The organism is Acetobacter conturbans, from assembly GCF_011516755.1.
GTDB lineage: Bacteria > Pseudomonadota > Alphaproteobacteria > Acetobacterales > Acetobacteraceae > Acetobacter > Acetobacter conturbans.
In genome coordinates, this window is the sequence record NZ_WOSY01000008.1 from 103495 (window position 1) to 128563 (window position 25069).

15 protein-coding genes are annotated in these 25069 nt (G+C 59.0%); 13 read left to right on the top strand and 2 right to left on the bottom strand.

From position 1 onward, the window contains the following. Positions 1-2: 2 nt before the first annotated feature. Positions 3-4556, top strand: a complete 4554-nt coding sequence (gene gltB / locus GOB81_RS09935) for a glutamate synthase large subunit (RefSeq protein WP_408736919.1) — start codon at positions 3-5, stop codon at positions 4554-4556. A 220-nt stretch (positions 4557-4776) separates the two neighbouring features. Further along, a complete protein-coding gene (locus tag GOB81_RS09940) occupies positions 4777-6972 on the top strand; it encodes a beta-N-acetylhexosaminidase (protein ID WP_173570261.1) in 2196 nt (731 codons plus the stop codon). 110 nt (positions 6973-7082) lie between these two features. On the opposite strand, the gene GOB81_RS09945 is transcribed toward GOB81_RS09940, so the two are convergent. After that, positions 7083-8978, bottom strand: coding sequence for a superinfection immunity protein (locus tag GOB81_RS09945; protein WP_242010176.1), 1896 nt, complete (start codon positions 8976-8978; stop codon positions 7083-7085). 303 nt (positions 8979-9281) lie between these two features. On the opposite strand from GOB81_RS09945, the gene GOB81_RS09950 reads away from it, so the two are divergent. Next, positions 9282-11132 (top strand): tetratricopeptide repeat protein, encoded by a 1851-nt coding sequence (locus GOB81_RS09950; RefSeq protein ID WP_173570262.1) that lies wholly within the window; start codon positions 9282-9284, stop codon positions 11130-11132. Positions 11133-11147: 15 nt separating this feature from the next. Here GOB81_RS09950 and mazG read toward each other — a convergent pair whose 3' ends face one another. After that, positions 11148-11990: a nucleoside triphosphate pyrophosphohydrolase gene (gene mazG, locus GOB81_RS09955; RefSeq protein WP_242010177.1), complete on the bottom strand. Its 843-nt coding sequence runs from the start codon at positions 11988-11990 to the stop codon at positions 11148-11150. Between the two features lie 121 nt (positions 11991-12111). Between mazG and nth the strand changes: the two genes are divergently transcribed. The 10 genes from nth to GOB81_RS10005 all read left to right on the top strand — a co-directional run bounded on the left by nth (position 12112) and on the right by GOB81_RS10005 (position 25031). After that, positions 12112-12876, top strand: a complete 765-nt coding sequence (nth, locus tag GOB81_RS09960) for an endonuclease III (RefSeq protein ID WP_173570263.1) — start codon at positions 12112-12114, stop codon at positions 12874-12876. Between the two features lie 360 nt (positions 12877-13236). Continuing rightward, positions 13237-14370 carry an efflux RND transporter periplasmic adaptor subunit gene (locus GOB81_RS09965; RefSeq protein WP_338421347.1) on the top strand — a complete coding sequence of 378 codons (1134 nt, stop codon included), beginning with the start codon at positions 13237-13239 and terminating at the stop codon, positions 14368-14370. Continuing rightward, complete coding sequence (locus tag GOB81_RS09970; RefSeq protein ID WP_173570265.1) at positions 14363-17476, top strand: efflux RND transporter permease subunit; 3114 nt, start codon at positions 14363-14365, stop codon at positions 17474-17476. Before GOB81_RS09965 ends, GOB81_RS09970 begins: the two co-directional genes overlap by 8 nt. Continuing rightward, positions 17473-18981 (top strand): efflux transporter outer membrane subunit, encoded by a 1509-nt coding sequence (locus GOB81_RS09975; protein ID WP_173570266.1) that lies wholly within the window; start codon positions 17473-17475, stop codon positions 18979-18981. Before GOB81_RS09970 ends, GOB81_RS09975 begins: the two co-directional genes overlap by 4 nt. A 239-nt stretch (positions 18982-19220) precedes the next feature. Next, positions 19221-20207 carry a thioredoxin family protein gene (locus GOB81_RS09980; protein WP_173570267.1) on the top strand — a complete coding sequence of 329 codons (987 nt, stop codon included), beginning with the start codon at positions 19221-19223 and terminating at the stop codon, positions 20205-20207. Positions 20208-20218: 11 nt separating this feature from the next. Then, complete coding sequence (locus GOB81_RS09985; protein ID WP_173570338.1) at positions 20219-20926, top strand: LON peptidase substrate-binding domain-containing protein; 708 nt, start codon at positions 20219-20221, stop codon at positions 20924-20926. Between the two features lie 42 nt (positions 20927-20968). Next, the gene (locus tag GOB81_RS09990) at positions 20969-21157 is read left to right on the top strand and encodes a Trm112 family protein (protein WP_173570268.1); all 189 of its coding nucleotides are present in this window, start codon (positions 20969-20971) and stop codon (positions 21155-21157) included. 66 nt (positions 21158-21223) lie between these two features. Beyond that, complete coding sequence (locus tag GOB81_RS09995) at positions 21224-21547, top strand: hypothetical protein (RefSeq protein WP_173570269.1); 324 nt, start codon at positions 21224-21226, stop codon at positions 21545-21547. Positions 21548-21638: 91 nt separating this feature from the next. Further along, positions 21639-23177, top strand: coding sequence for a hopanoid C-3 methylase HpnR (gene hpnR, locus GOB81_RS10000; RefSeq protein WP_173570270.1), 1539 nt, complete (start codon positions 21639-21641; stop codon positions 23175-23177). 342 nt (positions 23178-23519) lie between these two features. Further along, positions 23520-25031 (top strand): exopolysaccharide biosynthesis polyprenyl glycosylphosphotransferase, encoded by a 1512-nt coding sequence (locus tag GOB81_RS10005; protein ID WP_173570271.1) that lies wholly within the window; start codon positions 23520-23522, stop codon positions 25029-25031. The last annotated feature ends 38 nt before the right edge of the window (positions 25032-25069 follow it).

The window sequence follows — 25069 nt, forward strand, 5'->3', positions numbered from 1 at the left end:
TCATGGACTCATTTGACGGTTCCTCCTCCGCTATCGAGAGCGGTGAAGCGTTTATCGAGAACTGGCAGCGCAACAGCGAAACCCTGCAGAGCGGCCTGTACGACCCGGCCGACGAGCACGATTCATGTGGTGTGGGGCTTGTCGCGGCACTCGACGGTCGCAAGCGCCGCGATGTCGTGGAAGCCGGTATCGAGGCGCTGAAAGCGATCTGGCATCGCGGTGCGGTCGATGCCGATGGCAAGACGGGCGACGGCGCAGGTATTCACATCGAGATCCCGCAGGATTTCTTCGCGGAAGCGATCGGTGTGAGTCAGGCCGACCGGGACGCAGGCATCCCCCTTGCCATCGGTCAGGTGTTTCTGCCGAAGACCGATCTGGCCGCGCAGGAACGCTGCCGCCAGATCATCGAAACCGAAATTCTCATGTTCGGCTACAGCATTTATGGCTGGCGTCAGGTGCCGATCGACACCGCCTGCATCGGTGAGAAGGCGAATGCGACGCGTCCGGAGATCGAGCAGATCATCATCCGCGGCAAGGCTGACCGTGCGGAGGTGGATTTCGAACGTGACCTCTATGTGATCCGCCGCCGGATCGAGAAGGCGGCGATCGCCAATCAGGTCGATCTCTATATCTGCTCTCTGTCGTGTCAGTCTCTGATCTACAAAGGGATGTTTCTCGCCGAGCATATGACGAACTTCTACCCGGATCTGCTCGATCCGCGTTTTGTCAGCCGGTTTGCGATCTATCACCAGCGCTACTCGACCAATACGTTCCCGACTTGGAAGCTCGCCCAGCCGTTCCGGCGCGTGGCGCATAACGGTGAGATCAACACGATCTCCGGCAACGTGAACTGGATGCGCAGCCACGAAACCCGTCTGGCTGACCCGGAACTCGATGCCTACATGGCCGACATCAAGCCGGTGGTGCAGGCTGGCGGTTCCGATACGGCGACGTTCGACAACGTATTCGAACTGCTGACCCACGCAGGGCGTGACGCGCCTGCCGCAAAGACGCTGATGGTGCCGGCCAGTGTTGGCGTCCATTCCTCGATGAAGCCCGCGCATCGCGACATGTTTGCCTACTGCAACGCTGTCATGGAACCGTGGGATGGGCCTGCCGCGCTGTGTGCGACGGACGGGCGCTGGATCATCGCCGGACTGGACCGCTCGGGCCTGCGTCCGCTGCGTTATACGCAGACATCCAACAACCTGCTGATCATCGGCTCGGAAGCGGGCATGGTGAAGGTGATGGTCGAGGATGTTGTCAGCCGTGGGCGCCTCGGGCCGGGAGAGATGATCGCCGTCGATCTCGACGAGGCGAAACTCTACGACAACGAAGATCTGCTCGACCTGCTGTCAGGCCGTCAGGATTTCGGGCGCTGGGTGAAGAAGATCCAGAAGATCGGTGCTCTGGTGCGCGACGATGTCGTCGAGCCGGTGATGTTCCAGCCGGAAGAGCTTCGTCGCCGTCAGCTTTCGGTCGGCAACACGCTTGAGGAGCTGGAGCATATTCTTCAGCCGATGGTGGAGAGTGCCGCCGAAGCCGTGGGGTCGATGGGTGATGATACCCCTCTCGCGGTCCTGTCCGAGCGCTATCGTGGTCTGGCGCATTATTTCCGGCAGGGGTTCAGTCAGGTGACGAACCCGCCGATCGACTCCCTCCGCGAGTCACGGGTGATGAGTCTGCTGACGCGGCTCGGCAATCTGGGCAACATCCTTGAGGAGTCGGAAGATCAGTGCGATCTGCTCCAGCTTCCAAGCCCCATCCTGACCAGTGGCGAGTACGAGGCCCTGCGCAGGTTCTGCGGTGATCGTGGCTGTACCATCGATACCACTTTCGTGGCGGCGGAAGGCGAGACCGGATTGCGGGAAGCGATCGCGCGTATCCGTCGCGAAACAGAAGAGCGTGTGCGCGAAGGGTGCTCGCACGTCTTCCTGACCGATGAGAATCAGTCAACCGAGCGCGCCGGTATCCCGACCATCCTCGCTGCGGCCGCGGTTCATACGCATCTTGTTCGTCATTCGCTGCGTACTTTCACGTCGCTGAACGTGCGGACTTCGGATGTGCTGGATGTTCACGCGGTCGCCGTGACGCTCGGCGTGGGTGCGACGACGGTGAACCCCTACCTCGCACAGGAAAGCATCGCGGACCGCATCCGTCGCGGCCTTTGCGGCGACATGACTCTGCGTGAAGCCGTCGAGCGGTATCGCAAGGCGATCGACAAGGGGCTGCTCAAGATCATGTCCAAGATGGGCATTTCGATCATGGCGTCCTACCGTGGCGGCTGCAATTTCGAAGCCGTGGGCCTGTCTCGTGCGCTGGTGGCCGAATTCTTCCCCGGCATGCCATCACGCATTTCCGGTATCGGCATGGCCGGTATCGCGAAGAACGTCCTCAGTTTCCACAGGCAGGCATGGGGCACGACCGCAGCAGTGCTGCCGGTTGGCGGTCTCTATAAAATGCGTCGGAGCGGTGAGACGCATGCCTTTGACGGCACGCTGATCCACATGCTCCAGACGGCTGTCGGGGCTGACAGCTTCTCGATCTACCAGCGTTATGCCGATGCGGTGCGTCGTCAGCCGCCCGTGGCCCTGCGCGATCTGCTTGATTTCAAGACTGACCGTCAGGCCATTCCGGTGGAAGAAGTCGAGAGCATCACGCAGCTTCGCAAGAGACTGATCGCGCCAGCCATTTCGCTCGGCGCACTCAGCCCGGAAGCGCACGAGACTCTGTCCATCGCCATGAACCGCATCGGAGCGAAGTCGGATTCCGGCGAAGGTGGCGAAGATCCTTCGCGCGCCAAGCCGCGTCCGAATGGTGACAATGCGTCCTCGGCCATCAAGCAGGTTGCCTCCGGTCGCTTCGGCGTCACGGCGCAGTATCTCAATGACTGCCGCGAACTCGAAATCAAGGTCGCGCAGGGCGCCAAGCCGGGTGAGGGCGGACAGCTTCCGGGCTTCAAGGTCACAGAACTGATTGCCAAGCTGCGTCATGCCACGCCCGGCGTGACGCTTATCTCTCCGCCGCCGCATCACGACATTTACTCGATCGAAGATCTGGCACAGCTCATTTATGACCTGAAGCAGATCAATCCGGATGCGAAGGTCACGGTGAAGCTGGTTGCACGTTCGGGCATCGGCACCATCGCGGCAGGCGTGGCGAAGGCGAAAGCCGATGCGATCCTGATTTCCGGTCATTCCGGCGGGACAGGCGCAAGCCCGCTCTCTTCGGTGAAGTATGTGGGCCTGCCGTGGGAACTGGGTCTTGCCGAGGCCCATCAGGTTCTGATGCTCAATCGTCTGCGTCATCGCGTTACGCTGCGGACCGATGGTGGCATCAAGACGGGCCGTGATGTGGTGATCGCAGCCATGCTAGGCGCGGAAGAGTTCGGTATTGGCACGGCGAGCCTCGTGGCCATGGGCTGCATCATGGTACGCCAGTGTCACTCGAACACCTGCCCGGTCGGCGTGTGCTCGCAGGACCCGGCGATGCGCGCCAAGTTCGAGGGCACGCCCGAGAAGGTCATCAGCCTGTTCTCGTTTATTGCTGAAGATGTAAGGAATATTCTTGCATCCCTTGGCTTCAAGACGCTGACCGATGTGATCGGGCGCACGGATCTGCTGCATCAGGTGTCTCGTGGCGCAGAAGATCTCGATGATCTCGACCTTAACCCGCTACTGGTTCAGGCGGATCCCGGCCCCCATGCCCGCTACTGCACACTTGAAGGCCGCAACGAGGTTCCGGACACGCTTGACGCGCAGATGATTGCGGATGCGCGCCCGCTTTTCGATCACGGCGAGAAGATGCAGTTGCAGTATAACGTGCAGAACACGATGCGCGCCATCGGCACCCGCATCTCATCGATGATCGTGCGGCAGTATGGCATGGCCACGCTGGCGCCGGGTCATCTGACCGTGCGGCTGCGTGGGTCTGCTGGTCAGTCACTCGGTGCGTTCGCGGTGCAGGGGCTGAAACTGGAAGTTCACGGTGATGCCAATGATTATGTTGGCAAGGGCCTCTCCGGCGCGACCATCGTTGTGCGTCCTTCGGCATCGAGCAAGCTAGCCTCGAATGAGAACGCGATTGTGGGCAACACCGTACTGTATGGCGCAACGGCGGGAACGCTTTACGCCGCGGGTCTGGCCGGTGAGCGCTTTGCGGTAAGAAACTCCGGTGCGACGGCTGTGGTTGAAGGCTGTGGCTCCAACGCCTGTGAGTATATGACAGGCGGTATGGTCGTGATCCTCGGTGATTCAGGCGATAATTTCGGTGCCGGTTTCACAGGCGGTATGGCGTTCGTCTATGACGAGGACAGCAGCTTCGAGCAGAAGGTTAACCCGGATACCGTGTTCTGGGGGCGCGTGGAACAGCCGGAATGGCAGCAGAAGCTGCGGGCTCTGGTCGAAGCGCACGCGGCCGAGACGCACTCTTCCTATGCCGCCATGCTGCTGCACAAGTGGGACGAGGTTCTGCAGCATTTCTGGCAGGTTATTCCGAAAGATTACGCTCGGGTCATCGGATTTACCGTTCCGGAAAATATGGCTGCTTCAGCCTGAGGGGTTGTCCTTATCGGTTGCATGAAGTGATAAGGATGTTTTCAAAGCGACGTCTTCCTTCTGGAAGACGTCGCTTTGCTTTTTGTAGTCCTGATTAGTCATTCGAACGACAAGAGATGCTTCTGCGTACCCCATTTTCCACGACGAAAATTTTGAGTTTTATAAATCAGCGTTCATGTTGGGGCAGTCATCCTGACGGGATTTCGTGGAGCAGGCATCAATGAGTATTCACAAAACAGGCCGACCGATTTTCTTCCGTGCCGTGGTTTTGGGTTTACTCGCAAGCAGTCTTGGCATGGGGATTGCTCAGGCTGCGTCAGCCGCCCCGGCTCTTATGCCTGTGCCGCAATCGACCTCGCCGGTTGACGGAACAGCGACACCATGTGGGCGCATGCTTCCTGTCTGGGAAAGCGGTGCAAGCCCGCTGCTCAAGCAGGCCTACAACCGCTTTCACGAGAGGTTGCGCGTTCTTGCAGGGGGCAATGCAGGGCGCGGGTCCTGCTCACTGGTGATGTCCACGAGACAGGATAAAGACTGGCTGAGCCTTGACCAGAAAGAAAACTACCGGCTGACCATAACAGGCGACAAGGTCAGGCTCGAAGCGGACGGACCGGCCGGTATTCTGCATGCTTTTGCCACCCTGTTGCAGCTTGCCCGCACAACGCCGGATGGCGTTGTGTTTCCGGATATCCGCATCAGCGACAGCCCTCGTTTTCGTTGGCGAGGTCTCATGATCGACGTCTCGCGGCATTTCATGTCGATCCCGGCTTTGCATCGCCAAATCGATGCGATGGAACTGACGAAGTTGAATGTGCTTCATCTGCATCTGAACGATGGGGCGGCCTTCCGTGTGGAAAGTCATGTCTTCCCGCAGCTTCAGGCTGTTAGCGCGCATGGGCAGTACTACACGCAGGCTCAAATCCGTGAACTGGTGCGCTATGCAGCGGATCGTGGCATCCGTGTCGTTCCGGAATTCGATGTGCCGGGTCATGCCCTTGCCATTCTGGAAGCCTATCCCGATCTTGCCGCCGAACCGCTGCCGTCTGCAAATGCTGCCTGCACGGGGAGTTCCGCCTGTATCGCTGGTGGGAATGCGAACAATCCTGCACTCGATCCGACAAATCCGAATACACTGATATTCGTCGAGAAGCTTTTCGCCGAAATGGGGACGTTGTTTCCCGATAAATATTTTCATGCTGGTGGCGATGAGGTGGTCGCGTCGCAGTGGACCCGCAATCCTCGGATCATGGCCGCGATGAAAGACGGCGGTTATGCCGATAGCTCGGCATTGCAGGGAGCGTTTACGGCCAGAGTACAGGCTTTTCTGGCTGGGCAGGGAAAGACCGTGATCGGTTGGGACGAGGTGCTGTCCGCTCCTGTCCCCAAAAACGTCGTGGCCGAAGTCTGGCGTGCGTCAAAGTGGATTGGCACCGCGACGCAGGCCGGACACCCGGTGATCGTCTCATCCGGCTATTATCTCGATCTCCTGCGTCCTGCCCGCGAGCATTATCAGGTCGATCCCTATGATGTGAAAGCCACTGGTCTTTTCGGGGAAGAACTGGATTACGCGCACAGTACTCACTTCCGGCTTGCGGATGCCTTCGCACTCGACCCGGGGATGTCTCCGCTAACAGGCACGCAGGAAAATCTTGTGCTGGGTGGAGAGGCTGCGCTCTGGACGGAGGTTGTGTCGAAACCGATGCTTGACCAGCGACTATGGCCCCGTGCGGCAGTGCTCGCCGAGCGTTTCTGGTCGCCCGCTTCCGTCCGGGACATCTCTGATATGGAACGTCGGCTCCCGCTGGTTGAGCAGCGGCTTGAAACACTAGCGCTTCAGACAAAGCAGGATCACCGTGCAATGGTTGCCCGTTTTGGGACGTCATCCACTGAGGCCATCAATTCTTTGCTCGATGTCACGAGTCCAGTCCGGAATTACACGATTAACCGGATGGCGAAAAAAGCAGGCGATGCCATTCTTTCCTGGCCCATTGCGATTGCAACACCGGACTCTTTTTCTGCCCTCAGATTCAATTCTCTGGCGGACGCTTATGTTCATGGTGATGGAAGTGGGAAAGCAGAGCTGGAAAAATCGCTGAAAGGCTGGGTGGATAATGCGGCCCGCTTTCAGAAAGAGTCTCAGAATATCCCGGCACTGGAAATGGTAAGGCCAATTTCTGAGCAGCTTTCTCATCTGGCGCAGGCAGGTCTCGACGCGCTGGAGGGCAAGGAAGATGAAACGCACCTGACCGCAGCAAGAATATTGCTGAAGCAACAGGAGCAGGCATTGGCGGCGTCATCCTGGCAACTGTTGCCGCCACCGCTGCCCCAGCCTCCCGGCGGGTTGCTGATTGATATCCTGCCGGGTATTCGCGCTTTGGTGGAGAGAGAGTCTGCGCCTAATGGAAAAAACCCATAGGAACATGAGTCTTTTCATATGAAAGGTGGCGTCAGTATTTATGAAAATATTGACGGTTTTACTCAAAAGCCATTCATCCGCTCTATATAATTTTCGATTCCTTCTGGTGATTACTCTCCAGTAGTGCTCCGCCGTGCTTCCAGCGAAACAGCCATGACCATGGCCGCGACCCAGCCGATCAAGGTCCATCCAAGGAAAAAATTGACGGCAAAAACAGCCGGTTTGCGGATCGTGTCCCGGAGGCAGGCGACGATGAAGGGCACGAAATAGAGAGTGAAGGCCGACACCAGAAAAAGGATCGATAGCGCAAAGGAAAGTCCGAAGAGCGACCATCCCGTCTTCTGATAGCTGATGACAGAAGAAGAGGATGTGATGACAGAGTCAGACGATCCGGAAACCGGTGTTGCCGATTTCTGTTCCTGTGTGGCGAGTTGCTGCGGGAGAGCAGGGGCGAGTGGATGCCCCATCAGGATCACCGCGTCTGCATCGGACAGGAAAGGCGAGGATTCAGGCTGCTGTGTTTCGTGTTTCCACGCAGTGATCGCGGCCCGTGTCGATTCACCATAGACTCCGTCCGCAATAGACCCTGCGGGCAGATAACCGAGAGCGATCAGGCGGCGCTGTAAAGCGATATGATCGCCGATGGGGCGCTTCGATTCCTCCAGAGCAGCTCCTGAAAGGCGAGCGCGATAGGCCTCGGAAAGGCGATCCATGCCAGCCGCATAACAGGCTGTCGCATCCGGTGGGACTGTCTGGTCGGCAGCTCCCGGCACAGGCAGTCCGCACTGCTGATCGACGGCATTTTCCGCGAGAATGATTTCCTGCTTGAGGCCTTTCCATCCGGCTGGCCCAACAACCGCCCGAAGAGCGTAATAGACCTGATCGAACTGGAGTTCGTGTTGCGCGGCCGCGCTGTTTTCACACAGCATCGTCGCCACACCATTCTTTTGCGGCGGTGTCAGGCAGGAAAAATCAGGATGGTAGCGACTGGCTTCGCGAATGGCGCTTTCCGCGTCAGGAGCCACGGCGAGGGCTTGTTGCGGGGTCACATATCCTTTTGCCACAAGAAAACCTGCGAGTGCCTGTGGAAAGGGTAATGGCGCCTGTTCTTCCGGCGTGCATTCTGCGTCCGCCCGGCTGCCGAGAGAGCAGAGTGACGGTGAAAACCCTGCGTCGATTTCATGATCGTATCGCGGAAGCATGTAGGCCCAGCCTTCAGCGAACTGGTCCATGTTCGCTTTCATGGCCACATAATAGGCCAGAAAGCCGTTGGGTTCGTTCCGGTTCTGCTGCACCCAGAACCCTTCGTTCTCGTGCAGTTCCTGTGCGAGGTAGGAACGGGAGGCCGGATCGGTGGTCACATTGACCAGATGGCCGCCCTGATAACGATAGATGAGGGAAGGGGTATAAGAGCCTGCGTGCGAAGCAAACGTATAGAGAAAGCTTTCGTCACCGGCGATGATTTCCGGCACTTTGTCGCCGTCGATGTCAGCGAACTGGGGGCGTCCCTCTCCGGCCAGTTCAGAGGGTTTTGTTGCTGTCCACGCACCCTCTTTGGTGGTACCGATGATGCTGGTCAGTGCGCAGCAGTGTGCGCCGCCCGTATAAACCGAGACGACGGCCTGCGGTAGCGGAGCATTCGCATCGAGACGACGCACATCAAGTTGCAGGTCACGCACGTCGCTGCCGTCACGGTTATAGGGAGTCAGCGACGCCATGAAAGGCAGTCGTTCCGGGCGGCTGCTGTCCGTGAGAGTGAGGGTCGCCATGCGGCAGGCCCCCGAGGCGAAGCCGTCTTCGTCACCGAGCAGGGTAGGAACGCCGCAATCGCTCTTCTGCTGCAGGTCCACCGCTGCCTTCAGCCCCTCAGCAGAAGCGGAGACATGCTCATGATCGGCCAGTTCGGCATTGGCCAGGGGGGGGACGGTGTTGTCCCCGCGTGCCAGGGCCTCACCGGACAGGACCAGTAGCGCCGTGGCGCCAAGGGCTGCCTTTCTGAACATCATGATGCGTATCCCCTGATTTTTCCTCACATTACAGACCCTTTTGCCGCTCTGCCACGACTTTGGTCATTCTTCATGAAAGTCACCGCAGAGGATGTTGCGGAGCGGCTGTGGCAAAAGCTGCCTCCAAATCGAGAACATCTTCAGGAGGCGTGTGTGGGTTTTTGCGCCCCGAAGCGGAGCGGCCATACGGACCCTGAGCAGCGGCTCGCCAGCCGAGAGATTTTGCAGCCCGTGCTCGGTCTGACGCTTCCGGGAAAGATGCTACAGTGACTGTTCTTGTTCTCGCTCTCCGGAAGGTTTCCTGTGCAGGATCATGCCGCCCCGTATTCCGCTGAAGATGCCTTCAGGGATCTGAAAATCCGTCTGGCCGAGCAACCCGGTGATCCTGTTCTGCTCCATGCCCTGGCCCGCGCGGCCTTCGATCTCCAGCGATATGATCTTGCCGTTGCCTATGCCGGGCTGGCCGTAAAAACCGATCCGCGCGGGGCCTTTCACATCACGCTGGGACTGGCATTGCGGTGTCTGGGGCATGCGGCTGCCGGATTGTCCGCACTGCGCGTGGCCGCTCTCACCGATCCGGATAATCCTTCCACACATCTTGCGCTTTTCGAGGCTCTCGAGGCGGATGGCGAGATCGTCGATGCGGAAGCCGAGTTGCGCTTCGCACTGGAACTCCGCCCGATGGAAGCCGGATACCATCTGGTTCTGGCTCGGTTTCTTGAACGGCAGGGACGTTTTCCGGACGCGCGCGAGGCAGCCCGGCGTGCCACAAGGCTTGCTGCTTCCGACGATGTCGCATCCCGCCAGAACGAGGCGCAACTGCTTGCCCGCATGGGCGAGGTGCAGGCGGCTGAACCCTTGTTTGCGCGCATACGGGATCTGCAACCCGATGACCCGGCGGCTCTCGCCAATCACGGCGCGATGTTGTTTGAACTCGGGCGATTTGATCAGGCGGCAGATGCGCTGGAGCAATCCGTTGAACATGCACCGCCAACAGCTGAAACTCTGACGAATCTAGGGCTCGTGCGCATGGCGGTCGGGGACCTTGCTGGAGCGGATGAGGTGTTTTCGCAAGCGGAAAGCATGAAGCCCGAAGATGCCCGCATCATGTTGAATCGCGGGACGTTATTGAATGACCTGGGTAGGCGGCAGGACGCTGAAAAGCTTTTCCGGCGTGTCATGGCAGAATATGCCGGAACGCCTGATGCGGTGCGTGCTCGCTTCAATCTTGCGACGGTCGAATTGGCGGAAGGCCGGTTCGAGGAAGGCTGGGGCGATTTCGAAGCCCGCAAAACTCTTGTGCGCCCCTTGCCACGTGTGGATCTGGCAGACTGGGATGGAACGGAAAGAGCAGGGCCGGTCCTGTTATGTGGCGAGCAGGGGCTGGGTGATTTCATCCAGTTCCTGCGCTTTGTGCCGCAGGCGGCGGCCCGGGCTCCCGTCACGTTGCTTGTGCCGGAAACCTTGCACCGCCTTGTCGAGGATTCTTTCGAACTGCCGTTCTGGCAGGAGATGAGGCGAATAGGTCGGCTGAAGCTCTGCTCGTCCGCGACAGACAGCAAGGCGACGGTCAGAGCCTCGGTTCTGAGCCTGCCAAGACTTCTCGGTGAGAATTTACCGGGCTGGGGCGGTCCCTATCTTCTTTTCTATCCGGAAAAATCCCTAAAAAGAAAGAAAGCTTTGCGGGTGGGGCTCTGCTGGGCAGGAAATCCGAATTACAGGTTCGATCGCCGTCGTTCGATCGATTTCGATCTTCTTGCTCCCCTTCTGAATGTGCCCGGCATTCAATGGGTTTCTCTGACCGCTATAAAAACGCCTGATGGTTTGGAGCCGCTTCCGGAAGGGGATATGGCGTCCACGGCTGCGGTCATCAGCAGTCTTGACCTTGTCATTTCCGTCGATACCGCCATCGCACATCTTGCCGGGGCCATGGGAAAACCGTTCTGGCTTCTCAATCGCTTTGGTGGCGACTGGCGTTGGGCCGAAGGTAACTGGGACCAACGCACGGGTCGTCATCTCTGGTATCCGCAGGTCCGCCTGTTTGAGCAGCAGACTTCGGATTTGCCGAGGGTGGCATGGCGTGACCCGGTCAGTGAGGTTGCGGCTGCCCTCACTGAGATGGCGAGCAGACCGTCCAGTATCGAAAGGCATTGAAAACCAGGGAATGGATCAGGATTTTTCTTTCGCTTTCACCTGCCGCCAGAGGGCGTCCAGTTTCTCCACGTCGCAGTCCGTCGGCGTCTGTCCATTCTCGGCGAGAACGTCTTCCACGGCTTCGAAGCGCCTCGTGAATTTGGCGTTCGCCTGTCGGAGACATGCTTCCGGATCGAGATCCAGACGACGCGCGAGACTGGCGACGGAAAACAGCAGGTCACCAATTTCATCCTGCAAGGCGGTCCGATCGCCGGACGCGATTTCCGCTTCCACTTCGGCCATTTCCTCATGAACCTTGGCGACGACACCGCTCACATCGGGCCAGTCGAATCCGACCCGCGCAGCGCGTGCAGCCAGCTTGCGTGCCCGCAGCAGTGCGGGAAGGGCGAGAGGGATGCCAGCCAGAGCGCCATGCTCCGCGCGAGCCTTGCGCTCGGTTTCCTTGTTCTGCTCCCACTGCGCCGACAGGGCGCTCCTGTCCTCGCGGATATCCTGTGCATCGGCAAACACATGTGGATGGCGACGCACCATCTTGTCGGCAATGCGCCGCGTAACGCCCGCAAAATCGAAACGCTCGCTTTCCTCCGCGATGCGGGACTGGAAAACGACCTGAAGCAGAAGGTCGCCCAGTTCATCGGCGACCTCGCCCCAAGCTTCGCGATCAATGGCGTCGGATACCTCGTAGGCTTCCTCGATCGCATAGGGTGCCACGGTCGCCGGTGTCTGCTGCACATCCCATGCACATCCCGTTTCCGGATCTCTCAGTCGCGCCATAATCTGAAGGAGGCGTTCGAGTTCATGGCCGGCGCTGGCCACGGAGGCATCCATGAAGGTTTCGGAAGGAAAGGATTTGCTCATGCTGCCGTCCGTCAATGCTGGGAAAGGGAGGATAGGGAGGCACAGTGTCGGGATGTGCGGGAGATATGCAACAGGGGTCGTCGGTCAGAAAAGCGAGGATGGTTTTGACGTCGGCGTGAGCATGGTGAAAAATCGGCTCATGGCATCGCGAACATCCAAAACATCCACTTCTGCCCCTGATGACGAAGGGGAGCGCCTTCCAAACGGCACGGCTATCGCGCCACGCGACATGACGAAAGCGGAACTTGGCCGGTTTCTCGCCGATCTTGCCAGGGCTTGGCCCGAGGCACAGACCGAACTGGTGTTCGCGACCCCCTACCAGCTGCTCGTCTCCACGGTGCTGGCCGCGCAGGCCACTGACAGTTCCGTCAACCGTGCGACACCCGCCCTGTTCGCCATCGCGCCCGGTCCGGCTGAAATGGCGGCCTTAGGGGAGGAGCAGGTGGGAGAACATATCCGCACCATCGGCTTGTGGCGCAACAAGGCGAAGAATGTCGTCGCTCTTTCCCGTGATCTGGTGGCGCGTTACAGCGGCGAGGTGCCCGCCACTCGCGAGGAGCTTGAAGCGCTTCCCGGCGTGGGGCGAAAGACGGCGAACGTGGTGCTCAATGTCGCCTACGGGTTGCCCGCCATGCCGGTGGACACGCATTGCTATCGTCTTGCCAACCGGACCGGGCTGGCGCGTGGGAAGACCGTTCTGGACGTCGAACGAGCGCTGGAAGCCCGGATTCCCCGAGACCTGCTGCGGGACTCCCATCACTGGCTGATTCTGCAGGGACGTTACGTCTGCAAGGCGCGTCGTCCCGAATGCTGGCGCTGCGTCGCCACACATGATTGTCTGTATCCGGAAAAGGAACTGATTGCTCCCAGACGGACGAAATCCTGAGGGGAGGGGTGGGCGTCGTATTGATTCTGCTTCCGATTAGAAACAGGATTACAGTGCGTTACACAGCATCATGTCTGAGGAAAGCCGCAATCGTCACTAAAATGCAATACCATGATATCGGACGGTAACAGTATGACTGCGACGCCTCACCAGTTGCGTGGGGGAGTGCAGTGTTCTACGTGCAGACACGCCGTTGCTGGCAGGTCTGCGGTGTCGTCAGTCGCGGGAGTGCTTTCAGGGCGTGCCTTTCCCTTATTTTCCACACCCTGTTCGTGATGAAAAAGTATGAACCCAGCGACTTCAGGTTCACCTGCGTGCTTTCGGCGCGTGGTCGCCTGCTTGGAATGGCCTGACATTGTGGTGACCGCTTTTCGCTCGCGTGGCGTCTGGTCGCTCAGACTGTTTGCCGGGTTCCTTGTGGGGACTTTTTCCTGCTGCGGTCCCGCCGTGGTGGCAGTCCACGCGGAAAGTGTGCCCGATGTCCAGCATAAGGCGGATGGAGCCATCATCGTGCGCGAAGGCTCGCCGGTGGACAAACGCCTCACGATCGGGCCCGTCACGATCAATGACTGGAACCGTGGCACGACCGCGCCCGGCACGATCGTCGCGGAACCAGCCCGTAACGTCACCGTTTTCCCACCCGCGACGGGCCGCATTCTGGATGTCGCCGTGCGTGTCGGCGAGCATGTGGATGCCGGTGATGAAATCGCCCACATCGTGTCCGCGGATGCAGCTCAGGCTTCCGCCGACGAGCGAAAGGCGCAGGCTGCCCTCGATCTTGCCCGCCGGACGCTGAACCGGGCGCAGGCCGTTCTCGCGGCAGGCGGAGATGCGGTCAGGGACGTGGAGAGTGCCCGCATGGCCTATGCGCAGGCGCAGGCGGAGGAGCAGCGGACAAGCACGCAACTGAATTCCCTCTCCACCAGCGAGAATGCCGGAGGCGTCATCACGCTGCGTTCGCCCATCGAAGGAGATGTCGGCAGCGTCAACACGACAGCCGGAATGAATGTGGTCGATATCACCCAGCCGCTGGCGGTGGTGACGAACATTGCCGAGGTCTGGGCGGTCGCCAGTATTCCCGAGCGCGATATCAGCAGCATTGAACTCGGGCAGGCGGTCAATCTCTCGCTTTCCGCTTTTCCCAACCAGATATTCCATTCAAGCGTTTCGGGTATCGAGCCGATCATGCAGGCCGATACACAGGTGCTTATGGTGAGGGCGATCCTGCCCAACATCGACCGCAAGCTGCATCCGAACATGTATGCCAACATGACAGTCATGGCGCCGGAACCCATCACCATTGCGGTGCCGCAATCGGCGCTCGTCATGAACAATGACAGTGTCACCGTCTTTGTCGAAGTGCACCCGCACGAATTCCAGCGACGTGCCGTTCATGTGATTTATGATGACGGCCCTCTGTGCCGGGTGACTTCCGGCCTCTCTTCCACCGATCGTATCGTCACATCAGGCGCGGTATTGCTCAACGATGATTGACACCATCATCGCGGGGTGCCTGCGCCAGCGTCGCCTTGTCTTTCTCGCCGCTTTCATCCTTGCCGTATGCGGGCTTTTCGCGTGGCATGACATCGCCATCGAAGCCTATCCGGATCTGGGCGCGGTCACGGTGCAGGTGACGACGCAGGTGCCGGGGCTTGCCGCCGAGGAAATCGAGCAGCAGATCACGGTGCCTCTGGAACGCCAGCTTGCCAGCACGCCCGGTATCGTGGACTCGCGGTCCAGCAGCACGTTCGGCCTGTCCCTGATCACGCTGATCTTCAAGGACGGCACGGACGTCTATTTCGCCCGGCAGCGCGTCACCGAGCAGCTTGCTCAGGTGAGCGTGCCCTATGGGGCCCTTCCCGGACTGGGGCCGGTGACGGGACCTTCGGGTGAGATCTATCGCTACACGCTGGAATCCGACCGTGCGAACCTGATGCAGCTTTCGGACATCCAGCACTGGATTGTCCTCCCCGCGCTGCTGCAGATTCCCGGCGTTGCGGCGGTCAACAATTTCGGCGGCTTCACGAAGGAATATCAGCTCGTCCTCACACCGGGGGCGCTGCAACGCTACGGCATCGGGCTGAACGATGTCATCGGTGCGATGCAGAGCAACAACGCCAATGCTGGCGGTGGCCGCGTGACGCGTGGCGAGCAGTCTTATGTCGTGCGCGGTTCCGGGCTGGTGCGGACACTGGACGACATGGGCGAGGTCGCCGTGTCACAGCATCACGGCGTTCCAATCCAGCTGAGGGATCTGGGACAGCTCCAGATGGGGCATCAGGTCCGCGAAGGCATTCTCGGCAAGGATTCCAATCCCGACACCATCGAAGGCATCGTGACGATGCTCAGTGGTCAGAACGCATCGCTCGTTCTGACGAGGGTGCATGAGCAGGTTGCGCAACTGCAGAAGCAGCTTGAGCCGATGGGCGTGCGGATCGTGCCTTATATCGACCGTGACATGCTGGTGAAGGCGACCACCGATAAGGTGATGGATACCGTCTTCAAGGGCGTGCTGCTGGTGATCGTGGTGCTGCTGATATTCCTCGGCAGCCCCCGCAGCGCTCTGGTCGCGGCCGTGACCATCCCTCTGGCGCTGGCCATGGTCTTCGTGCTCATGGATCTGCTGGGGATGCCGGCCAACCTGTTCTCCCTCGGAGCCATCGATTTTGGCGTCGTGGTGGACGGGGCGATCGTTGTGACGGAAGCGATCCTGCGTATCCGCGAGGAACGTCCGAAGCAGAAGATCGGGATGAAGGACGTCCTCGGCGTCACCAATCATATCGGCCGCTCGATCCTGTTCTCCACCCTGATCATCATTGTCGCCTACAGCCCGCTCTTCGCCTTTGAGGGAGCGGAGGGAAAGCTGTTTCGCCCGATGGCCTTCACGGTGAGCTTCGCGCTGTTCGGCGCCCTGCTCAGCGCGACGATGCTGACGCCGTCGCTGGCGTGGCTGGCGATGCGCAACCCGCACCGCCTCTTTCGCAACCGTCCGCTGGAGTGGCTGCACCGGCAGTATCTCCACTGGCTCGGGCACATCGTGGACCGGCCGTTTCTGGCTTACATCGCAGGCGCCGGGGCGTTCGCGATGGTGATCGTGCTTGGGCTCAGCACCGGGCGCGAGTTTCTGCCGGAACTGGATGAGGGTGCCCTGTGGCTTCAGGTGGGTCTGCCTTCGGGTGTTTCGCTCGACAAGGCGAGCGCGATGGCCACCGAGATTCGGACCGCTGTGAAGGCGTTTCCGGAAGTCTCCTATACCATCACGCAGCTCGGACGGAATGATTCCGGCACCGATCCGTGGACACCGTCCCACATCGAGATGCCGGTTGGTCTGACGCCTTACAGTTCGTGGCCTCATGGGGAGAACAAGGCCCAGTTCGAACGCAGACTGCGTGAGCGGCTTCAGCAGGTTCCGGGCATCAGCTTCGACATCAGCCAGCCGATCGAAGATGGCATGAACGATCTGGTCGGCGGTGCGCATTCCCCGCTCGTCCTGCGTGTCTATGGCCAGGATTTCCGTGAACTCCGGCGCATCGGCAACGAAATCGTCCGTGTCCTGCACACCGTTCCGGGCACGCGGGACGCCTCGATCTTTCAGGGGCCGGAAATTCCGGAAGTCTCCATCACGGTCGACCGGTCGGCCATCGCTCGTTACGGCGTGTCGGTTGCGGACGTGATGGCGGTGATCCAGAATGGTATCGGCGATGCGCCTGTCACGCAGGTCTATGTCGGTGATCGCACCTACAACATGACGGTGCGGTTCCAGCCCGACGAGGCGGCCAACCTCCAGAAGCTCGGTCATCTGCCGCTCACCGGCACTTCAGGGGACCATATTCCGCTGGAGGCTCTGGCCCGCATCCACCTCGAGACAGGCGAGAGCAACATCTCGCATGAATATAATCACCGGCAGATCACCATCCGTGTGAACAATGGCGACCGGCCCCTGTCGCAATATCTGACCGACGCACAAACCCGCATCGACCGGGAGGTTCATTTCGACACGTCGAAATATCGTCTGGAATGGGCAGGCACGTTCCAGCAGCAACAGAGAGCGCAGGCGCGCCTGAGTGTTGCGCTGGCGATCATGTTTGCCGTGATGCTGCTCCTGCTGTTCGGTGAGTTCCGGCTGTTCCGTCAGGCGGTGCTGGTGCTGGCTGTCGTGCCGCTGGCAACGCTGGGCGGTCTGATCGCCCTGCATGTGCGCGGCGAGACGCTGAATGTCGCCACCGTGGTCGGGTTCATCGCGCTGTTCGGCGTGGCGATCCAGAACGGCATCATCATGATTTCCAACATCAACCGGCTGCGTTCGGAAGGCAATTCGTTGCGTGACGCGGTGCTGGAAGGCGCGGGAGAGCGCTTTCGGCCCGTGCTGATGACCGCGACGGTGGCATCCGTGGGCATGTTGCCCGCCGCCATCGCCACCGGCATCGGCACCGACGTGCAGCGCGGCCTTGCCACTGTCGTCGTCGGTGGTCTGGGCATCGCTACCCTTCTCACCCTGTTCATCCTGCCGACTTATTACGCTGAACTAGAGGCGGGCGTGGAACGTCGGCGTCAGAAAGCGCTTGATGCAGGCCGCGACACTTCTGGAGATGGGGCATGATGAGACGGACGCTCGCCGCTGGCACCATGATGGTCCTCGCAGGGTGTGCCGTGGGGCCGAATTTCCATCGTCCGGCCGCGCCCGCGACGTCCTACATGCAGGGCGGCCTGCCGACCGGCAGCGGGGGCGGTGTCGCGACGGCTTCCATCACCGGCAACGCGCAGAATGGCGAGCAGATGTTCCGGCCGGGTGCGGCCATTCCGGCGGAGTGGTGGAAGCTGTTTCATTACCCGGAACTGGATCAGTTGTTGAAGCGGGTGCTGGAACGTAACCAGACTCTGGAGGCGTCAAAGCTGTCCCTGTTCGCAGCCCAGCAGGACAAGCTGGCATCTGAAAGCGCGCTATATCCGTCTGTGAGCGGCTCTTTCAACCCGGCTCGCTACAAGACGTCACGGGCTTATTCCAACGTGCCGATGGCTGATTCCTGGCTGTACACCATCCATACGGCGCAGTTGAATATTTCCTATTCACCGGATCTCTGGGGCGGCGTGCGCCGTCAGATCGAAGCGGCTGCGGCGGAGCGGGAAGCGCAGAAATACCAGCTGGAGGCGGCATGGCTGACGCTGACCAGCTCGGTGGTGGATGCGGCCATTTCCTATGCGATGGTGCGAGATGAAATCGCCACGACGGAACGCCTGATCGCACAGCAGCAGGAGGTGATGAGGTCGGCTGAAACCCAGCAACGCCTCGGTAATCTCTCGATGGCGGATCTGGCGCAGCAGCAGACGCTTCTGGCGCAGACGCAGGCTACGCTCCCGGCACTGCGGCAGATGCTGGCGGCGTTGCATGACGAGATCGCGGCACTGGCGAACGATATGCCCGATCAGCCGACGCCGGATTTTGCGCTGGAGCGATTCTCGCTGCCTGTCGATCTTCCGGTGAGCCTGCCTGTGCAACTCATCAACCAACGTCCGGACATCAAAACCGCCGAGGCGTATTATCACGTTGCCTGCGCTCATGTGGGTGTCGCGATCGCCAATCGTCTGCCGAATGTGCAGCTCGGTTTTTCTCCCGGATTCGCTGCCGCGAGCATCGCGCAGATGGCGGTGCCCGGTTATGGGCAGTGGACCCTCGGCGCCATGCTGACGCAACCGCTGTTCGACGGGTTCGAGTTGCAGCATCAGGAAACCGGTGCGCGTCGGCGTTATGATGAAGCGGCTGCGCAGTATCGCGCCACGATCACGACGGCGGTGGAGAATGTCGCGGACAGTCTCAATGCTGTTCGCAATGACGCAGACGCACTCGTGCGGACGGAAGAGGCTGCACAGGCGGCGACAAAAAGCGCGGGTATTTCACAGATGCAGCTCAGGCTGGGGGATGTCAGCCGTGTGACGATGCTGAATGCGCAGCAGGCCGAGCTACAGGCCCGGCTGGCTCTGGCGCAGGCGCGCGGAGCCCGGCTGTCGGATACGGTCGGCCTGTTTCAGGCGCTGGGCGGCGGATGGTGGAATCGCACGGACGATCCGGCGAACAATCGCGCTGCAGGTGGAAAGAAAAAGGGATAGCAGGCCAGCCTGAATGATAGTGCCTCTTGAATGATGACCGGGTGCGTTCCAACTTTTAAAGATGACTGGCACGGTTGACCGGCGGTGTCGGCGCGTGACGGAAACGATGATGGCGGAAATCGCTGCTCAGGCCGGTGGGCCGGAGTACGGGTTTCTGTTTGGACGGTGCTGCGCTAGACCTGTGTCCTGTGACGGGGTCCGGTGGACGAAGCGCCGCAGCAAGGGCAGGATTGCAGACGATGGATTACATAATCGGCCAGAACCATTCCGCACCTCAGGGGGACCACGCTTCCGCAGGTACGCCCGGAGCGGTTTCTCCTGCTTCGGGCGGCGGTGACATCATCATGGAAGGCAACGAAGCCAATTTCATGCAGATCGTGCTGGATGCCAGCAAGAATGTCCCCGTTCTGGTTGATTTCTGGGCTGACTGGTGCGGTCCCTGCAAGCAGCTGACGCCGGTGATCGAACGGGTCGTCACCGCTGCCAAAGGTCGGATTCGTCTCGTCAAGATTGATGTCGAGGCAAACAAGACACTTGCGGCCCAGCTTTCGCGCCTTGGACTGCCGCTGCAATCCATCCCGATGGTGGCTGCCTTCTGGAAAGGTCAGATTCTCGATCTTTTTCAGGGTGCGCTTCCGGAAAGTCAGGTGAAGCAGTTTGTCGAGACCGTGCTGAAGGCTGCCGGTGGCGGGGTCCTTCCCAGTGCTGATTTGTTGACTGAAGCCGGTGTGGCCATGGAAAACGGGCAGCAGGCGCACGCTGCCGAGCTTTATTCGGCGGTGCTGGAGGATGAGCCGGAAAATCCGGCGGCATGGGGCGGCCTGATCCGTGCGATGCTGGCGCTTGATGATGAAGAAGCTGCTCTTGCCGCACTGGAAGACGTGCCCGAGGCCATCAAAACCCATCCGGAAGTCGAAGGCGCGCGCGCGGCTCTTGAGCTGAAGCGGGAAGGGCGGCGCGTGGCGGGAGAGGCTGATGAACTCCGTGCGCGCATCAAGGCCAACCCGGACGATTTCGACGCGCGTCTGGACCTTGCGAGCGCGCTGAATGTTGCGGGACATCGCGAGGAAGCGGCGACTGAGCTTCTGACGATTATCAAGGCGGATCAAAACTGGAAGGATGGTGCGGCCAGGCAGCTTCTCTTCAAGTTCTTCGAAGCCTGGGGGCACGATGACGCGACGACCCTGACCGCGCGGCGTCGTCTGTCTTCCATGCTGTTTTCCTGAGGAGAAACAGGCTGGTTACGACCGCGCATTTTTTCGACGACGCTCCACGCAAGGTTTCGCGGCTGGAAGATATCACGCTTGCGGATATTCCAGCGGAGCTGGGGCTTTTCCCGCTCTTCGGCACCTTGTTGCTTCCACGGGGCAAGCTGCCGCTGAATGTCTTCGAGCCACGCTATATAGCGCTGATCGAGGATGCGCTTGCGGAGCAGCGGCTGATCGGGGTCATCCAGCCCTTCAACGATCTGGAAGATGATGAGGAGATCGACGAGGTGCCTCATCTTTTCGAGGTCGGGTGCGTAGGGCGGATCACCTCGTTTTCCGAACGGCAGGATGGCACGTTCGCGGTCACGCTGACGGGCATTTGCCGGTTTCGCTATCTGCGTGAAAGTCTGGGGCAGAGGGGGTATCGACGCGCCCGTATCGATGCGTCGGCTTATGCGGGCGATCTCGACGAGATTCCGTCTGCACCTTTTGATCGCGATCTCCTGATGACTTCTCTCAAGGGATATTTCGAGGCGCGAGGCATGGGGGTGCGCTGGGAGGTAATCGACCAGATGGCCGATGACGCCCTGCTGGTGGCATTGCCGATGATCTGTCCTTTCCCTTCGCCCGAAAAGCAGGCATTGCTGGAGGCTGACACGCTGACCGAACGGGCGCGGGTGTTGCAGTCTCTTCTCGATCTTTCCGGGTCGGGGGACAGCACTGTCCGGCCATCGTGAGAAACAGCGCGTGTATTTTTGCCGGATAGCCTGGAGACATTCATGACCAGCCCTGAAACCTCAGCGCCCCTCGATCCCCGCCTTCTGGCGATTCTCGTCTGCCCGGTGACGAAGGGACCGCTGGTCTATGATCGTCAGGCGTCGGAGCTGATCAGCGAACGCGCGGGACTCGCCTTTCCCGTCCGTGATGGCATCCCGGTCATGTTGCCGGAAGACGCCCGTCGGGTTTGAGGTCAGAAATCCGGTTTTGATGACACGATGCGTCGCGCTGCCATAACGGGTCCACGAAGGAAGGCTGTGCTTCTCGGTTCAGTCGTTTTCCTCGTCTCCTGTCATATGGCCGGTTCGGACCCGCGGGCGGGCGATAATATCGACATTCCGCCCGAGCGGGCTGGCCGAAATATTGCTGATGCGGCGGAGGCGGAAGAACGTCACGAGCGCGAGGCGAATTACACGCCTTCATCCAGACCCGACAATCGCGGTCAGGGCTATGAACCCGCTCCTTATGCGGGAACCGCGTTACCCAAGCCGGGTTCCTCCAACGTCACGCCCGATACTGAAGTGAGTTATGGGCGCGCGGACAAAGGGACGAGCAAGCCATCCTCGTCCACAGGCGAATAGGAGCTATTTCTCATTAGCGTGTGACATATTGATGCACAGGCCTAAGAATCCTTTTTTATCTTGTGACGTTAAGATCAAAGAGGATAACGCAATGAAACTTTTGGCAGTGCATCCCAGTGCGTTGATGTACACAAGAGTGTTTCTGCGGCTTGAGCCCCTTGGTTTGGAACTCGTGGCCGCATCTGCCAGAGATGCTGGTCATGACGTAAGGCTCATTGATCTTCAGGTGGAGAAGCACAAGGATTACTGGCGCCTCATGGAGGATTTCCAGCCGGATGCTGTTTGCTTCGGCGGTAATTACCTCGCCAATATTCCGGAAATCGTCGATCTCTGTAAGGAAACGAAAGATCGTTACCCTGATTGCTTCACGATCGTGGGGGGGCATTCCGTCTCATTCATCGCGAAGGATGTTCTTGGCATCTCCGAAGGGGCGATTGATTGCGTTCTACGTGGAGAAGGAGAGCCGGGAATCGGGCCGTTGCTTGAGGGGTGGGTAAAGGGAGACATTTCCCAGGTTCCCGGTGTTGTAACGAAAGAATTCGAGGGACCGTCACCGACTTTCGTGAAAAGTCTCGATACGGTTCGTCCGGCCCGTGATCTGCTGCGTCACCGCAACAAATATTTTATCGGCACGCTCGATCCCGCTGCTTCCATCGAATTTGCCCGTGGATGCCCTTGGGACTGCACGTTCTGCAGCGCGTGGACGTTCTACGGACGTTCCTATCGCACAGCGAGTCCGGAGGTGATCGGCGACGAGCTTGAGTCGCTCAAGGAACCGGGCGTCTTTATCGTTGATGATGTGGCGTTTGTTCATGCCGAGCACGGGATGGCGATTGCGAAGGAGATTCGCAGGCGGGGCATCAAGAAGGAATATTATCTTGAGACCCGTGCCGATGTTCTTTTGCGTAACAAGGAAGTCTTCAAGGAGTGGAGCGAGATTGGTCTGAGTTACATCTTTATCGGCCTTGAGGCTGTGGATGAAGAAGGGCTCAAACGTTTCCGCAAGCGCGTTTCACTGGACGCTAATTTCGAGGCGCTGGAGTATGCCCGTTCGCTCGGTCTGATCGTGGCGATCAATCTGATTGCCGATCCGTCATGGACGAAAGAGCGTTTCGAGGCGGTCAGGCAGTGGTGTCTTGAGATCCCGGATATCGTTAATATTTCTGTCACGACCCCTTATCCGGGCACCGAAATCTGGCACAAGGAGGCTCGCCGGCTGACGACGCGGGATTATCGCCTGTTCGATATTCAGCATGCTGTGCTGCCGACAACCCTTTCCCTGCCGGAGTTCTATGAGGAACTCGTCAAGACGCAGCAGGTGCTCAACACAAAGCATATGGGGTGGGCCGCTCTCCGGGACACGGTCGGGATTGCCGCGCGCCTGTTGGGCAAGGGGCAGACGAACTTCATCAAGATGCTGTGGAAATTCAGTTCGGTCTTTAACCCAAAGTTGCAGCTGGCGGATCATATGCGCCGCCCACGTTATGAAATGCCCATTCAGCCTGACGTTGTGGAAAAAATGGACGTCAAAGAACTTTACGTGCACGGGCCGGCTGGACGGAAATCGCGCTCTCTGGATGATGCGACCGAGCAGTTCGTCGATGAGACGAGAATGGGTGCCGATGCATGATATGAAATCTTTTTGTTTCGTTGTGAAAAGATTGGAAGCCCGGGAATGTTGTATCCCGGGTTTTCTTTATGGGAAGGTTTTCTCAGGGACAGCACCGTTAATTTACCGTGCAATGGAAGGCGATTCTGTCATAAATGACCGTTCCTGAAGGGCTTTGATGTTTTCTTATCAACACAAGAAGCTTCCTCGCGGTGTAGGGATGCTGTTCTTTATGTTGCGGACACCTTGAGAAGTGCGGTTGGGCCTTATATCCTAACTAAACGTTTATTAGATAAGCAGATTCCGAGCGGGGCGTGACGGAATCGCTGGTGTCGCACTGGTGTGTCGGGAGTACGGAGGCGGATGGGGAACCGGCAGTTAGTTGCGAGGGAAATACTCGATTCACCCATCGGAGATGGAAATCGTGCCCTGCTCTCGCCAATATCCAGAAGGCAGCTTCTTAGAGAGCCATATCCATATTCTCACAGCGTTCTGGCGACGATTGTTCGGATACTGGATTTTGCTTCCATAGTAAGCGGGTCAGTGGTTTTATACTGGCTTGAGAAAATTTATAGCACGCAGGTATGGTCGGGAAAGTTGGCTGCGGCGGATTTCACCGCACTGGTCGTATTCTGCCTGTTTCCCAAAAAAACCAGCCTGCTGGCTTTCCCAAAAATTCGACGACCCAAGGCGCAGATACGCTATCTGGCGACTCCTGTCTTCGCCGGATTTTTCATCTATTTTTGTTTGTGTCTTGTTTTATCTACAGGGACAGCCTCCGCTTTTTATTATGCCCTGCTGTGGGGCGGAGCATCCATCTCTGCGCTGTTTGTGGAACGCAGTTGTCTGACGTTTTGTCTGTATCAGCCGACGGTGGTCACAAAACTGCGGCGTCGTATCGCCATCGTGGGCTCAGGCGAAACGGCATCCGAACTGATCACTCGATTAAGTGAGGATGTCGGCCAGACCTACTCCCTGTTCGGGGCTTTCAGGGATGAAGATAAGCCCGCGGGCACTGGGTCAAATGTCGGTACGCTGGATGATTTGATTCACAGAAGCCGCAAAGAGCCGTTGCACGCCATTATTCTGGCATTCCAGAGTGATGAAACGGACAATGACGCGCGCGTCAGGCGATTGGCTGTAACATTGAAGCCGGTTCTTTCCGACATTTATGTTACGCCCAATCTGGTTTCCGGTTTTGATCGTGTGCTTCCGTGTGAATCTCTGGGAGATAAGCCTCTTTTTGTCATTCAGAGGCGGCCTCTTTCGGAGATACAGGTGATTGAAAAGACACTGGTCGATTTTCTCCTTGCCTGTTTTGCGATTGTTTTCCTGTTCCCAATTCTTGCGTGCGTGGCGATTGCCATCAAAGTGGACTCCCGGGGCCCTATCTTTTTCCAGCAGCCCCGGATTGGCAAAAACGGCAAAGAGTTTCTCGTTTACAAATTCCGTTCGATGCATGCGCACATGTCCGATCTCATGGCAGCCCAACAGACGAGCCGGGATGATCCTCGTGTGACGCGGATTGGAAAATGGCTGAGAAAGCTGAGTATCGACGAAATCCCTCAGTTGCTTAATGTCCTCAAGGGTGAAATGTCCCTCGTAGGTCCGAGGCCACATGCGCCGCATACGCGGGCAGGCGGGATGCTGCTGGATGATGCTCTGGCAGAGTATGTCCTGCGTTATCACGTTAAGCCGGGCATCACGGGGTGGGCGCAGATAAACGGTGCCCGCGGTGAGTTGGTCACACTCGAGGATCTTGAAAAAAGAGTGGCCTACGATCTGGACTATATCGGCCGCTGGTCGCTGTTTTTCGATTTCAAGATCATGTTCCTGACAGTCATCAGAGAGGTATTCAGTCGCCATGCATTCTGACTGTAAGGACGAAGGTGGAAGCAGGGTTTTTCAAGGCC

Bases quoted from the DNA above. Each gene is read 5' to 3' on its own strand.
- gltB (WP_408736919.1), top strand. From the start codon at position 3: ATGGACTCATTTGACGGTTCCTCCTCCGCTATCGAGAGCGGTGAAGCG.
- GOB81_RS09940 (WP_173570261.1), top strand. From the start codon at position 4,777: ATGAGTATTCACAAAACAGGCCGACCGATTTTCTTCCGTGCCGTGGTT.
- GOB81_RS09945 (WP_242010176.1), bottom strand. From the start codon at position 8,978: ATGATGTTCAGAAAGGCAGCCCTTGGCGCCACGGCGCTACTGGTCCTG.
- mazG (WP_242010177.1), bottom strand. From the start codon at position 11,990: ATGAGCAAATCCTTTCCTTCCGAAACCTTCATGGATGCCTCCGTGGCC.
- nth (WP_173570263.1), top strand. From the start codon at position 12,112: ATGGTGAAAAATCGGCTCATGGCATCGCGAACATCCAAAACATCCACT.
- GOB81_RS09970 (WP_173570265.1), top strand. From the start codon at position 14,363: ATGATTGACACCATCATCGCGGGGTGCCTGCGCCAGCGTCGCCTTGTC.
- GOB81_RS09975 (WP_173570266.1), top strand. From the start codon at position 17,473: ATGATGAGACGGACGCTCGCCGCTGGCACCATGATGGTCCTCGCAGGG.
- GOB81_RS09980 (WP_173570267.1), top strand. From the start codon at position 19,221: ATGGATTACATAATCGGCCAGAACCATTCCGCACCTCAGGGGGACCAC.
- GOB81_RS09990 (WP_173570268.1), top strand. From the start codon at position 20,969: ATGACCAGCCCTGAAACCTCAGCGCCCCTCGATCCCCGCCTTCTGGCG.
- hpnR (WP_173570270.1), top strand. From the start codon at position 21,639: ATGAAACTTTTGGCAGTGCATCCCAGTGCGTTGATGTACACAAGAGTG.
- GOB81_RS10005 (WP_173570271.1), top strand. From the start codon at position 23,520: ATGGGGAACCGGCAGTTAGTTGCGAGGGAAATACTCGATTCACCCATC.